Origin of the sequence: Moritella sp. F3, assembly GCF_015082335.1 — a bacterium.
Lineage (GTDB): Bacteria > Pseudomonadota > Gammaproteobacteria > Enterobacterales > Moritellaceae > Moritella.
Genome location: NZ_BLRL01000005.1, coordinates 40,339 through 54,168, shown reverse-complemented (window position 1 = coordinate 54,168; position 13,830 = coordinate 40,339). Strand labels below are relative to the sequence as shown.

Genomic DNA, 13,830 nt, shown 5'->3' with positions numbered 1-13,830 from the left:
CAAACAATAAAGGTTTTTAAAATATTTCGTTTAGCGATTTTTTATCATAAACAATATATGTTGAACCCTATCTAGGCATTATTATCGCCACTCTAAAATTCTTAGTGGTCTTATTATGAAATTGCATAATCCAACGATATTATTACTTTCTATCACTTCCGTTATAGGTTGTGCGACAAGTCCAACTCCTGCACCTGAAGAGATAAGCCAAGCCGCCAGTGAAATTAAAATGCGATTAACCACGCAATCGCCAGATACCTTGCTTGCCGCCAAGCGAACCCAATTACCCACTTTGTATGCAGAGCTGCCCCGTTATCAATCTGAAGATGACGTGCAGCAGATTATTGCGAACTATAATGACGCCCAGACTTATGCCAGTAACTTAGCCGTCCATGCGGAAGACAGCGAAGAGAAAGCGGTATTGAGCCAATACGCTGAAGATCTTGATTACGCCATCAAACCATTACGTGAAAAGAATGGCGATAGCATGTTTAGTCTATTAGGTGGTCCAGCTTATACGCCTGAACAAGGTGCTTTATTGGCCGGTGGTGGTTTGTATTCTTTCACCACAGACCGTAACGACATTGATTTACAACGTTCAAGCATCACCGGGTTTATGATGGTCAACTTCCCGAGCAACGGCAGCATGGGTTATGGTTTTCAATCAAAACAAAACATCTTCTTTAATCATAATAATGCTAAGTACGAAGGTGTCGTCAACTTTGGTCAGCAATCGTCACAATACTTTGGTGTTGGTTATGACAAGGGCTCGACAGTAGAAATGGGGGAAGACACCACGTATGACGCTAATCGTGGTGAATATATCGGTAGTCTTGCTTATCGTTTCTTTGGCGACTGGTACTTTGGTGCCAACGCTGAAATGAACTACGTAAAAGCAACAGAGCAATCAGATTACATCTTAGCAGACCAAGATTTTCAGGATTATGCCGACAAGCCGTTTACATTGGGTCTAGGTTTAGTGCTTGAATATGATTCACGTGATTTTGCTGTGAATGCCAAAGAAGGTCTTTATTTTAAAGCCAATTATTTAAACTTTAATGAAAAAATTGGTTCTGACAGTGACTATTACAAAGCTAATTTCGAGTTCCGATCTTATTACAGCTTTAACCCAACCAATACAATTGCTAGCTTTACCCAGTTCCAAGCAACCAAAGGCGATGTGCCTTTTTATGATCTTGCCACGCTAGGTGGTGCCAATTCTATGCGTGGGATTTTCAAAGGTCAATTTATTGATAAAACAGCCTTTGAAACAACAGTTGAATGGCGTCATACCTTTAGCCGCACGAATGGATTACCGTCTAATCACGGCATGACGTTATGGTCAGGTATTGGTGGTGTGGGCGAGAGCATCGACAAACTATCTAACGATCTGTTCGTCAGTTACGGTGTTGGTTATCGTTATCAAATCCAACCAAAAATGAACATTCGCTTAGATTTAGGCATGAGTGAGTTTGGTAACGGTTTCTACTTTAATTTCACAGAAGCTTTTTAATACTGTGCTAATACACTGTATGTACAGCTATCAATCTGAACATTTGATAGCTTGTTGTACTAATGTTTGCACCCTATAACACATATCACTATAGCGAAATACTGTATGGAAACAGGACTGTAGTAAATAATAATTATATTTCTTAAGTGAAAAATAGGATCATTTACCCTATGTTATTCAACACAATGCCATTAAAAACAATGCTAGCTAATTTGATTAGCCGTCGAAAGACCAAAATGGTTAGCTGTTTATTACTCGCAGGGCTACTGACTGCATGTGCTAATACAGCCGATAGCCCATCACAAAGTGAAGTAGCCGAGCAGCAAGCGCTCGAACAAGCTTGGGCTGAATTTTACACGACCCTTGGTGATGTAGAGCAACAGTTCCGTAACAGCAGCATTTACCAGCGTGATCCACAGCATCGTATTGAAGCCTATGAACTCTTATCTGCAATAACCAATGCTGCGATGAGTGGTGCAATCTCAGGTGGTGATGGTAGCTACCCTCATTTCCGTAACCTACTTGATCCCGGTAAACGCATTGGTATTGATAATCCAGATACTTATTACCGCGCCGCCAATGTAAGTAATAAAGACGGTGAAAATGTCTATATCATCACAGGTAACCGTGGCACAACAGCTGATTTCTTATTAGAGTTATTTGAAGCCGCGAACCCGCAAGGTGCCGTGTCAGTACTTGATGATAACCACATGATATTTGATGCTGACGGTAATTTTAGCGTTACCCTAAGTAAAAATAAAGTACCGGGAAACTGGATGAAATTACCACAGCAACAACAAGATTTAATTGTTATTTCTCGTCATACTCACGCCAATTGGAATACCGAATCAGCGGGTACCATTACCATTAAACGCCTTAGTAGCGAAGGTGTCGCGAGTAAACCTTACAGCGCAGCTGCATTAACAGAACGTATCAACAACGCAACATCAATGATAAGACGCCAGGGGACATTCTGGCCTGATTTTGCTGATAAAATTTCATGGTTACCTAAAAACACCTTGATTGCATTCCGTCCAACAGGTGATATCGGTATTCTCGGGCAATATAACAGCCTCGGTCATTATGATCTGCAAGAAGATGAAGCACTGATCATTAAACTACCTGAGATTGAATCTGACTATAATGGTCTACATACCATGAACTATTGGGCAGCATCACCAGACTGGGTAAATACACAAAGCAGTGTTTCTTGGGGACTTAATGGACAAGCTCAAGCTTACAAGAGTACTGATGGTTACTATTACATCGTGGCATCCCCAAAAGATCCTGAGATCCAAGATTGGGTTGATACCAGCAGCACGCCAACAGGTGTATTGATGTTACGTATTCAAAGCGGCGTTGATGACAAATTAATTACGTCGACAACACCAGAAACAACCGTTGTGAAACTCAGTGAGCTACGTCAGCATTTACCTGCCGACATTCCTATGTTTACTGCCAAGCAACGTAAACAACAATTAATACAGCGCCAGCAACATGCTGCGAAACGTTATCAAACATGGTAATACTCACATAGATTAGAGATAAAGTAGCGTTAAAATACAAAAAGGGCATTCATTTAACTGCATTTAGTCAGTCGGTGAGCGCCCTTTTTATTAGCAATTTTGATTACAGCCGTTAATTAACCGCAGCTAGTACGTGCAGCTCAGTTCTCTTGGTTGGCGATACTCTGCTGGTAACTTAGCGATAGCCTTACGTAAATCTTTAATACGGGTATCATGTGATGGATGCGTTGATAGTAACTCCGGTGGTTGATTCCCGCCTGATGCCGCCGCCATATTCTGCCATAACGCCACACTTTCTTGTGGATCAAAGCCCGCTTTCGCCATTAACTCTAAGCCAACAATATCCGCTTCCGACTCTTGAGTCCGGCCATACGGTAATGCGATACCATATTGAATACCTAAGCCTAACGCTTGCATCGCCGTGTCTTTATAAGCTTGATCTTGTAAGGCGTAGTCTGTCACTTGCAAACCAAGGCCTGTGATCTTAGATTGTGATAAACGTTCATTACTGTGGTTTGCCGTTACGTGTACGATCTCATGACCCATTACCGCAGCCAATTGAGATGGTGTTTTAGCTACTTTTAGTAATCCGGTATACACGCCAATGTGACCGCCCGGCAATGCGAAAGCATTCACTTGCGGGCTATCAAACACAATCACTTCCCAGTCTGTCGATTGATCCACATAGTGCGTGAGTGTATCAGCGATACACTGCACGTAATTATTCAGCTTAGGATCTGTGTTGATTTTTTCTTGCTGTTTGATTTGATCGAATGATTGCGCCCCCAGCTGTCTCATGTCGCCAGATGAATACAATAATACTTGATTGCGGCCTGTTGGCGATGCTGTGCACCCAACAATTAAAGATGATAATACGGCTAAAGGTAAGATTTTCTTAAACATGCGCCCTCCATATTGGCTGTTGTTTTTATTCTTATTATTTGATTCTTATTTTTTAACTATTGTTATTTAACTGTTGTGAATTAATAGTCAAATGCCAGTATAAGGAGGGTTTTAGCAATAGTAAAATGCAAACGATAAGCTCAGCGCTAAAAGCTTTTAAACTGATTAGTTTTTGTGTCGTAATGATAACCTAAGGTATCGAGTTTATCCGCTAGGGCTTCGGTGGGCATGTCATAACTTGCAGAAAGATCATGTAAATCAGGGCATTCTAAACGCAATTTTTCGTTAACAATACTGAGTAAGATCGCAGTATCCATTTGTTCAAAATTACTTAAATCCATCTTCATCACCTATTAATCATTTACAGATAATTTAAGTTTAGAAGAATGGAGATAATTTCACAGCTAAGACGAGATAATTAATTGCTTACGATTTTTTAAACCAGTTACTGATGAAAGAAAAACGGGTCTTCTTACGCTGTACAAGTTTTTCTAAAATAGCTTCATCAATCCATTGCTCTGACATTTTACGCGCGTTATCCAACGCTTTACGATCCATTTTAGTTTCGATCATCTTCAGTACTTTTTTAATATCTTTACGATCTTCGCCATTAAGTTGTGCCGCGTTGAGCCAAGCATAGCCTAAACCGTAATGCTGCTGAATACCTTCGGCGTACACATACATCATACCTAATTGTACTTGTGCTTTAACATAACGCTTACGCGCGGCCTCGGCATACAGTTTAAATGCTTGAATTTTATCAGTGTCTGTACCTAAGCCATTAAAGAACATGCCTGCAAGATTACATTCTGCGGCAGATACTTCGTACTTAATGACTTCAGCTGAGTATGCAGTCGGGTTGCTGGTAAATGAACGAACAGCGATGCTATACCAATAAAAAGCGTCATCAAAATGGCCTCGCGCATGGCACATATCCGCAGCAGCAAGTTGAGAAAAAGGGCTCCCCTTCTCTGCTTCTGAGATGATCTGTAAACCACGGTCTTGTGGTTTTAATTGCGCGTTTTCACTATTATTTGACATGCTTATGCTTACCAATAAAAAAACAAAAAGTCAGCAAAGCCGACTGATAGAATTAACAGCTATACGGATGAACTTACATATAACGACTATGTAATACACCTATGTTTATATACAGCAGTTATTACATTCTACCGAAACAAATACCTCCTGCATAGTTGCGATTGCAACGTTGTTTTTTAACCACTCGCAGACAATTGTTTAAGCGATTTAAACAACCGATTTAACCTTGTTTAAACATTCTTATGTTATTATCGCCTTATTAAAGCCTTACATAAGATAGATAAAAGGACAACAAATGTCACAGCAGACAGCAAACAAAGCCGTATTAGTATTCAGTGGCGGCCAGGATAGCACTACCTGTTTAGTCGATGCGCTACAACGCTATGACAGCGTAGACTGTATTACCTTTGATTATGGCCAGCGCCATAGCCAAGAAATCGAAGTAGCGAAAAAAACAGCTGCTTATTTCGGTGTTAAAAATCATAAAATCATTAATGTTGATCTGCTTGGTGAATTAGCGATTAGCTCGTTAACACGTGACGATATCGCGGTTTCTCATGAACTTATGGATAATGGTTTACCAAATTCATTTGTCCCAGGCCGTAATATCTTGTTCATGACGTTAGCCAGTATCTATGCTTATCAAGTGGGCGCTAATACAGTGATCACTGGTGTATGTGAAACAGATTTTTCTGGTTATCCTGATTGCCGAGATGAATTTATTAAGTCAATTAACCAAGCTTGTAATCTAGGCATGGCGAAAGAGTTTAAATTTGAAACACCATTAATGTGGCTAAACAAAGCAGAAACATGGGCACTTGCAGACTTGCATGATGAACTTGATTTTGTCACTCACCAATCACTGACTTGCTATAATGGTGTTGTCGGTAAAGGTTGTGGCGATTGCCCTGCGTGTTTATTACGTAACAATGGTTTGACTGATTATCTGTCTAACAAGACATTGCATATCACAGCATTAAAAGGCAAATTACCGCGTTTAGCTAGTATTCAAGCTACGTCATAATAGCTTGTAGTAATAAAGTAGCTAAGACTCAATTGCCTGTGTCATTTACACATATGCAATTGAGTCCTCTTCAAGAAACTAACCGTCCCTTCTTTTGTTATTCCGCCATACTTATAAGAACACGTTGAATATTAACGCTGAGATTGCAATCAACCCCATCGTCGTCACGAAGATATTACTTAACGCACCACTATATTGAGCCAAAGCTTCGACTTTATGTATCGCATACATTGGCATCACAAACAAAATCATCGCAATAACTGGCCCCGAGAACATTTCCATCATATTTAAAATACTTGGGTTCATCACCGAAACAGCCCAGATACTGGTAAACAATATAAAAATAGTCAGCTTATTCGTCGCTGCTGGCGTCATGTTTACTTGTTTACGAATCAGACCATTTAACCCTTCTCGCGCACCTAAGAAATGCCCAAAGAATGACGATGTAATAGCAATAAAAGCGATTAAAGGACCTAAAGAAGCAATCAAGGCATTATCTTTCACATTTGCAAGATACGATAAAACCGATATGTTTTGTATTTTAGCTTCTAGCAACTGCGCTGGCGTTAAGCTGAACACACAAGAAAAAACAAAAAATACTACAAACGAAATAAGCATGATAGAAGTACGCTTGAGGATCTGTTCTGACTTCTTTCCTGCTCGTTTACCATAATGACGCTTTTGTGCCGTCGTAAAACTAGAAATAGCGGCGGCATGGCTGAACGCAAATACAGTAACAGGCACGGCAAACCATAATGTACGCGAAAACTCAGCCATATCAGTTGTCATTGATACGTCAGGCACCTGCCAATCTTGGATCATGTAGATTGATAAGCCAGCAAGAATAAGCACCAATGGATACACGATGATCTCAAACGCTTTAAGCACTAACTTTTCTCCTCCCATCATCACGCCGATCATACCAGCAACCAATATACCGGATAGCAACACACGTGAAGGAGAGCCAAAACCAAGCTGATTAACAATAAAACTATCTACTGTATTGGTTAAGCCAACACCATAAATAAGTAAAATAGGATAAATAGATAGAAAATAAAGCACAGAGATAATGCGACCAGCATTAGGACCAAAATGCTCTTCAACCACATCAGTAAAATCAGCTTCAGGATGCTTAGAAGAAAGTACAAATCGAGATAAACCTCTGTGTGCTAAAAAGGTCATCGGCCCCGCGAGTAAAGCCATGATAATAAGTGGCCAAAATCCACCAGCACCAATATTGATTGGTAAAAACAGTATACCGGCCCCTACAGCTGTACCAAATAAACTGAGCGTCCATTTGGTATCATGCGAGTTCCAACTAGAAGACGCCGAGCTAGAATAAGAAGATGAATTAGATTCAGGTTGAGAATGAGATTGACTACTTTTAGTATTTAACACGTATTAATCCTTAAGATGTAGAATGCAGTGCATTTACCTGATTAACAGCGGCAATTCAGATACCTTAACTACCTAAAGCTTGAAAATCAGTATCATGGACAATACATAGTCTTTATATCGATGTAAAGTATCGTTAACTATAATACAACATACGTCACATCAAACTTACAACTTTGTAGGTACAAGTACACATACGGTTATGAAATAACATCAGAATAGTGAAAATGATATGTCACTGTTGAGAGAATAATCCCCGGAAACAGTGCAATTATTTACTATAATCAATTGGCCAGTAGCTGTTAACATAAGGCATTAATGGCTTAGTCCATGCGAATGAAGACCGTATATCTAAAAATATGAGCGTGTAGATGAGTGCCGATGGAAAAAAAATAGAGCAAATTGAATATTGGCACAACCCTATCCTGCCTAATATCGAATTAAGCTCGGCGAATGTTGAAAAATTTTCTTTCGAGCGCCATGTGCATCTTGATTACCATATTGGTATTGTTACCAGCGGTTGCCAGCAATATAGCCACCAAGGTAAGGTGTATCACCTTGCGCCCGGTTTTATCTCAACTTTGAATCCAGATGAAGCGCATAACGGCGATAACATCACCCTTGGCGGTTATCAATCACATGTAATGGCATTACCTGTTGATTATGTTAATGATATTAGCCATGAAATGAATCAATCAGAAACCTTTTTTAACGCTCCTTTAGTTAATAATGTGGCACTATCGAATGCATTTTTGCATTTACACCAGCTGTTAACGACAGAGCAAACAGCGAGTGCCAAACTGCAGATTGAAACCACTATGATGGCTTTTATCACCGAGCTATTTATCCATAATGGAGGAATGCCAGTACCACAATACACCTCGGCAAAAAAGCTTTCTACCCAGCAATTAAACTACATCAGAACCTTGTTTCATGATGAACCAAGTCAATCATTTCAATTGGACGAATTAGCACAAAACCTAGATCTCAGTAAATTTCAGTTTTTACGTCAATTCAAACAATCAATGGGCATGACACCTCACGCTTATTTGAAAAGAGTTCGTTTAGAGTATGCCAAGAAAGCGTTAATGAAAGGCGGAAACCTATCTGATGTCGCCTATCAAGTTGGTTTTTTTGATCAAAGCCATTTTAATAAAGCATTCAAAAATGCCTACCTAATCACCCCATCTCACTTTCAGCGTCGTGTGCTGTAGATTTAACCTTTCCCTGCAATTTTTTCCTATAATGCCTTTTCTTTACACCTTAATATAGTGGCATAATTACTATATTAAGGTTTATCAATGAACATCGAACTGCTTTTATCTCTCGCTATTATTCACGCTGTTGCTTTAGCGAGCCCAGGGCCAGACTTTGCATTAGTTGTAAAACTAGCTAGCCAAGAATCACGCAACACCGCGATTGCCTCTGCAATTGGTATTTCGATTGCTATTTTAATTCATACTATTTTAAGCTTAACTGGCGTGAGTTTGATTATTAAGAGTTCACAAACCTTGTACATCATAGTGCAAATGGTAGGTGCAAGTTACTTAGCATGGATGGGCTTTGGGGCTGTAAAAGGGGCACTGCAGCATTGGAAATCAAAAGTATCTGTCGATGATAATCAACTAAAATTAAATAAATTAACGCCAACACAAGGTTTCATGCAAGGGCTTTGGACTAACTTATTAAATCCGAAATGTATGGTGTTTTTCATCATCTTATTTTCGGCCATGATCACGCCTGATGTGAGCTTTATGACGAAGTTGGTCGCAACCGTTATCATGCTAGTATTATCACTAATTTGGTTTGTATTTATCGCGTTAATTTTATCAAAGCCAACGGTACAAACACGCGTACAAAAAGCAGCGCCAGCAATCAACTTAGTTACCGGCTTACTGTTTATGACAGTATCAAGTGCGATCATGTACAATTTACTTGAAGGCGTGATGGTGTTAAGTGAGAGTACGATTTAGTAACGCTATGATTAAGTCGTGCAGATACTCAATCGATTTTTTTCGTCATATATAAGCTGTACGGATCTTCGCTGTAGTTAGCAAACGGCGCGCACTCCTTAAAACCAAAGTCTCGATACAGCTTTTGAGCTGGTATGAATGAATCTGGCGTGCCCGTTTCTAAGCTTATGGTTGCTATGCCTTGGTCTTTGGCCGCAGCTAAAATATACGTCAGTAACCGCTGAGCCACCCCTTGTCGTAAATGCGTACTCGATGTGCGCATTGATTTTAGCTCAGCATGCCCAGCTTCAATCACTTTGATCGCGCCACAGCCTGCAAGTTCACCCTCTATCCATGCGCTCCAAAATGTCACATCTGGCGCTTGCAGTCCGCTAATATCCAGCGCATGTACACTTTCAGCAGGTGTATGTTCAAGCATGTCTTCATGATGCTCTTGTAATAACAACGCTACTTCTTTACCTGTTAAATCATCAATTCGAATTTCCATTTCAACTCCCATTTATAGTATTCCCTACACTTCATGAATAATAAGGTAATAAACAATTTAGCATCAATAGTTTAACGAAGTAAATTCACATTATGCAATTCATGGCTATTGCTCATTTTATCATTAAAAAATGTTGCCCCTGAAAATGCATAATTCTCTGATAATGAATTCATAAAGCCATGATAATAGCTAGTTTTAATACAGTGAACTTGCGTTAGAGGTGATAATCCAGAAATAATAGAGTCAACGTCGAAGTGTTTTTCCTCACAAGGAAATACCAATGTCACAGGGCAGCAAGGGATAACATCCAGATGGTTTCGGATCTGACTTGGATAGAAACCAATACAGTGTTTAAACACGTTCCATATAGTCAATAATGCACAGCCAACCAAACAGTTTCTATATCAGGCTCCGTCCACGCAACTTTGTGTTTTTGGTGTGCGGGAATGTTCAGGTAATCACCCGCTTTTAACGTCACAGCAGGTTTGTCATCAAAGCCAATAATCGCGCTACCAGCAATAACAATCACCCACTCGCTTTGTTCTTGCTCGTACCAACCAACATCCGGTGATGTGTGCCCTTTTGAAATAATCCGTTCTATTTTAACCTTGTTACTACTAACCAAATCTTCAAATACTTCATTGCTAAGATCCTTTGGTATCGCATCAAAAATATTATTCACTTTAATAATCCTTTTAAAATAAATTTAAACCGAAGGCATTTTTCACCTGCCGTAATACATCATTAGATTCATCTTGAGAACGTTCTGTTCCAGCTTTCAAAATGGAAATGAGCTGTGCTTTATCAGCGACAAACTCTTCTCTACATTGACGGATTGGTTTTAATAAATCCTGTAAGCACTCTTCGAGAACCTTCTTAACAGTGCCATCACCTAAACCACCAGCTGAATATTGTTCTTTCAAATTAGCAACATACTCTTGATCTTGATGAAATGCATCTAAATATGTAAATACCACGTTACCTTCCACTTGTCCCGGATCGCTCACGCGTAAATGATTTGAATCTGTATACATGGCTTTAACCGCTTTAGTGATCTCTTTTTCACTCGAACTGAGCATAATGGTATTACCCATAGATTTAGACATTTTACTTTTACCATCAACACTTGGTAAACGTGAAACTTTGCTTAACAAAGGTTTACACTCAACTAAAATTTCTTGTTGGGCTATGTTATTTAGCTTTCTTACTATTTCATTAGTCTGCTCAAGCACAGGTAATTGATCTTCACCCACTGGCACTAACGTGGCTTTAAATGCGGTGATGTCAGCAGCCTGACTTATCGGGTACGTTAAGAAACCAGCAGGAATAGATCGGCCAAATGATTTACTGTTGATTTCAGTTTTAACCGTCGGATTACGCTCTAAACGGGCAATAGACACTAGATTTGAATAATACATGGTGAGCTCAGCCAATGCAGGAATGCCAGACTGTAAACAGATGGTGGTTTTTAATGGGTCAATACCGACAGCAAGATAGTCAGCGACAACATTTAAAATATTTGACGCGACTTTTTGTGGATTATGGCCATTATCAGTGAGCCCCTGCATATCAGCAACTAATATCGTTTGCTCATATTGATGCTGTAATTTAACCCGCTGTTGTAAGGAACCAACATAGTGCCCGAGATGCAAAGAGCCAGTAGCGCGATCGCCAGTGAGAATTTTTTCTTTAATATCAGCTTTTTGGTTTGAATGAGATGCTTGATTTAAATTAGACGTTTGGTCTAAGTGTAATGATAGGTTATTTTCCATTGTATATCTCCAAGATAGATTACCGGAGACATACATACTTTATTCATCAGTAGCCATCCGGCGATCTGTGAACAAAAGTATTCAACACCGCTCTTATAGAAGAGAGTGCCACCAAGATGTTGTGATAAGTGCAAAAATAGGTTTTAATTTCATTAATTAAAAGTATCAGCCTGCGGAAATTAGCGCAAGCAGTATTTCAATCTACTTTGAACCTTAACCATTAACTATCAAATTGGACTTGCTTGCATGGAAACTATCGTCTTTCTCGACCGCTCTACGATCCCAGAACATATTACTATCCCCCAACCTAATATTGATTATCAGTGGCGAGAATATGCGGCAACAACGCCAGAGCAAGTGATTGAGCGCCTGCAAGATGCCAGCATTGTAATTACTAACAAAGTAATTTTAGATGCGCAACGATTAAGCCAGTGCCCACAGTTAAAAATGATCGCGGTAGCGGCGACCGGCACCAATAATATTGATTTGGATTATTGTCGTCAGCACAACATCACAGTGAGTAATATTCAAGGCTATGCGACTAATTCCGTGCCAGAGCATGTATTAGCCATGATGTTTGCGCTAAAACGAAATCTAGTGGGTTACCATCAAGATATTCAAGCCGGTGTTTGGCAGCAGCAAAAACAGTTCTGTTTCTTTAGCCATCCTATTTCTGATATTGCGGGATCTACGATAGGTATTATTGGCAAAGGTAGTCTAGGTAATGCAGTGGCAACATTAGCCAAAGCACTCGGCATGACGGTACTTTTTGCTGAGCGTAAAGGGGCGAATAAATGTCGTGAAGGCTACACTCTGTTTGAATCAGTCTTAGCACAAGCGGATGTACTGACACTACATTGCCCACTTGCAGAGCAAACGCACAATATCATCAGCAGTGACGAATTTAAGCAGATGAAGAGTACTAGTGTGTTAATTAACGCAGGACGTGGTGGTCTGGTTGATGAGGTCGCGTTAGTCGATGCATTACTTACTCAGCAAATCGCTGGCGCAGGTGTTGATGTATTTACTCAAGAGCCTGCGGATGGCAGCAATCCACTAATTGCGAACGCTCATTTACCGAACCTGATCTTAACGCCACATGTCGCTTGGGGGTCTGACTCAGCGATTCAAACCTTGGTAGATCAGTTAATCAATAATATCGAACAGTTCGTGGCAGGTATACCACAAAACCAAGTTTAACTTTCTAGTTATAAGTAGTCTTGTGATAAATAGCCTTGTTATAAATAATCTCATTGGCATTGAGCTATAACCAGTAACGGCAATCTTGCGCTTTCAAGAAGTCTTCAGCGAATTCACCTTGTAATAGCGCGATGGTTGCCAGCATCCCCGCTTGTACGCAGTTTTGTGCATACACAGTGACTTGAGCAGGTCCATCAGCAACCGGATAGCCTGTTTGAGGGTTTAAGATGTGGCTATAACGCTGACCGTCAACATCAATAAAGCGCTGGCTGTTACCACTACTCGCTAAACCACCTTTGCCTAAGCTAACCATCAGTTTACTTTTACCAAGATGTTGCGGATCTTCAATAGCCACTTGCCAGGCTACCCCATTACGACGTAATCGATTAGCGTAAATGTCACCACCAAAGTTAACCAAAAATGCACTGTCGATTTGTTGCAATCGCATTTCATTTTCTAATAACAGCGCAACCTTATCAACAGCGTATTCTTTGCCAATACCACCAAGGTCAACTTGCATGCCTGCAGGCAAGGTTAATAGCGGGGCTTGCCATTGCACTTGTTGCCAACCGATATGGGGTAATAAGGCGTTAATATCGACGTCACTTGGCAGCGTTGTTTGTTGCTTAAAATGCCACAACTTACCCAGCGCCCCAGCACTGATATCAAATAAACCATCACTCAATCGAAAACATAAATCAGCTAAATTAATCAGTTTTACCGTTTCATCATCAAGCTGTACAGTCCTACCCTTAGCATGATTAAGACTAGCAATAATATTGCCATCACGAAAACGACTGTATTTAACTTCAATGCGTTTTGCTTCTGTATAGGCGAGCGCAACAAGACGATTCGCTTGCGCGGCATCCACATCATCCAATAATATCTGACAGGTGCTCGCCATGACCACAAATTCACCGAGCCAGTGATCGACTTGTCGCGTTAAGTTATAAGCTTTACCCAAACTACTATCCCTCTTACACTCTGACGATACTT

The 13,830-nt window shown here is 40.2% G+C and carries 14 protein-coding genes; 6 read left to right on the top strand and 8 right to left on the bottom strand.

Features of this window, described 5'->3' with window-relative positions; translation table 11 throughout:
- The first annotated feature begins 115 nt into the window (after positions 1-115).
- Together JFU56_RS10360 and JFU56_RS10355 are read left to right on the top strand one after the other, a co-directional pair.
- Positions 116-1,513 (top strand): BamA/TamA family outer membrane protein, encoded by a 1,398-nt coding sequence (locus tag JFU56_RS10360; RefSeq protein WP_198437215.1) that lies wholly within the window; start codon positions 116-118, stop codon positions 1,511-1,513.
- Positions 1,514-1,683: 170 nt separating this feature from the next.
- Entirely contained in the window at positions 1,684-3,039 is a 1,356-nt protein-coding gene (locus JFU56_RS10355; RefSeq protein WP_198437214.1) for a DUF1214 domain-containing protein, read from the top strand.
- 126 nt (positions 3,040-3,165) lie between these two features.
- On the opposite strand, the gene JFU56_RS10350 is transcribed toward JFU56_RS10355, so the two are convergent.
- The 3 genes from JFU56_RS10350 to JFU56_RS10340 form a co-directional block, all read right to left on the bottom strand.
- Positions 3,166-3,942, bottom strand: coding sequence for a M48 family metallopeptidase (locus JFU56_RS10350; protein WP_198437213.1), 777 nt, complete (start codon positions 3,940-3,942; stop codon positions 3,166-3,168).
- A 146-nt stretch (positions 3,943-4,088) separates the two neighbouring features.
- Positions 4,089-4,283: a DUF4250 domain-containing protein gene (locus tag JFU56_RS10345; protein ID WP_198437212.1), complete on the bottom strand. Its 195-nt coding sequence runs from the start codon at positions 4,281-4,283 to the stop codon at positions 4,089-4,091.
- Between the two features lie 85 nt (positions 4,284-4,368).
- Positions 4,369-4,983: a tetratricopeptide repeat protein gene (locus JFU56_RS10340; RefSeq protein ID WP_198437211.1), complete on the bottom strand. Its 615-nt coding sequence runs from the start codon at positions 4,981-4,983 to the stop codon at positions 4,369-4,371.
- Between the two features lie 295 nt (positions 4,984-5,278).
- Between JFU56_RS10340 and queC the strand changes: the two genes are divergently transcribed.
- Positions 5,279-6,007: a 7-cyano-7-deazaguanine synthase QueC gene (queC, locus tag JFU56_RS10335; protein ID WP_198437210.1), complete on the top strand. Its 729-nt coding sequence runs from the start codon at positions 5,279-5,281 to the stop codon at positions 6,005-6,007.
- 111 nt (positions 6,008-6,118) lie between these two features.
- Here queC and JFU56_RS10330 read toward each other — a convergent pair whose 3' ends face one another.
- Positions 6,119-7,405 (bottom strand): HAAAP family serine/threonine permease, encoded by a 1,287-nt coding sequence (locus JFU56_RS10330; protein WP_198437209.1) that lies wholly within the window; start codon positions 7,403-7,405, stop codon positions 6,119-6,121.
- Between the two features lie 368 nt (positions 7,406-7,773).
- Here JFU56_RS10330 and JFU56_RS10325 point away from each other — a divergent pair, with 368 nt between their 5' ends.
- The gene (locus tag JFU56_RS10325) at positions 7,774-8,616 is read left to right on the top strand and encodes an AraC family transcriptional regulator (protein ID WP_198437208.1); all 843 of its coding nucleotides are present in this window, start codon (positions 7,774-7,776) and stop codon (positions 8,614-8,616) included.
- Positions 8,617-8,703: 87 nt separating this feature from the next.
- Positions 8,704-9,375: a LysE family translocator gene (locus JFU56_RS10320; protein WP_198437207.1), complete on the top strand. Its 672-nt coding sequence runs from the start codon at positions 8,704-8,706 to the stop codon at positions 9,373-9,375.
- Positions 9,376-9,403: 28 nt separating this feature from the next.
- Here the strand turns inward: JFU56_RS10320 and JFU56_RS10315 are convergent, their stop codons facing one another.
- The 3 genes from JFU56_RS10315 to trpS all read right to left on the bottom strand — a co-directional run bounded on the left by JFU56_RS10315 (position 9,404) and on the right by trpS (position 11,634).
- On the bottom strand, positions 9,404-9,862 hold the full coding sequence (locus tag JFU56_RS10315; RefSeq protein WP_198437206.1) for a GNAT family N-acetyltransferase: 459 nt from the start codon (positions 9,860-9,862) through the stop codon (positions 9,404-9,406).
- Between the two features lie 370 nt (positions 9,863-10,232).
- On the bottom strand, positions 10,233-10,544 hold the full coding sequence (locus JFU56_RS10310) for a cupin domain-containing protein (RefSeq protein WP_198437205.1): 312 nt from the start codon (positions 10,542-10,544) through the stop codon (positions 10,233-10,235).
- Between the two features lie 13 nt (positions 10,545-10,557).
- Positions 10,558-11,634, bottom strand: a complete 1,077-nt coding sequence (trpS, locus tag JFU56_RS10305; RefSeq protein WP_198437204.1) for a tryptophan--tRNA ligase — start codon at positions 11,632-11,634, stop codon at positions 10,558-10,560.
- Between the two features lie 246 nt (positions 11,635-11,880).
- On the opposite strand from trpS, the gene JFU56_RS10300 reads away from it, so the two are divergent.
- Complete coding sequence (locus JFU56_RS10300) at positions 11,881-12,834, top strand: D-2-hydroxyacid dehydrogenase (RefSeq protein ID WP_198437203.1); 954 nt, start codon at positions 11,881-11,883, stop codon at positions 12,832-12,834.
- A 64-nt stretch (positions 12,835-12,898) separates the two neighbouring features.
- Here JFU56_RS10300 and JFU56_RS10295 read toward each other — a convergent pair whose 3' ends face one another.
- Positions 12,899-13,798 carry an FAD:protein FMN transferase gene (locus JFU56_RS10295; protein WP_198437202.1) on the bottom strand — a complete coding sequence of 300 codons (900 nt, stop codon included), beginning with the start codon at positions 13,796-13,798 and terminating at the stop codon, positions 12,899-12,901.
- Positions 13,799-13,830 lie beyond the last annotated feature (32 nt).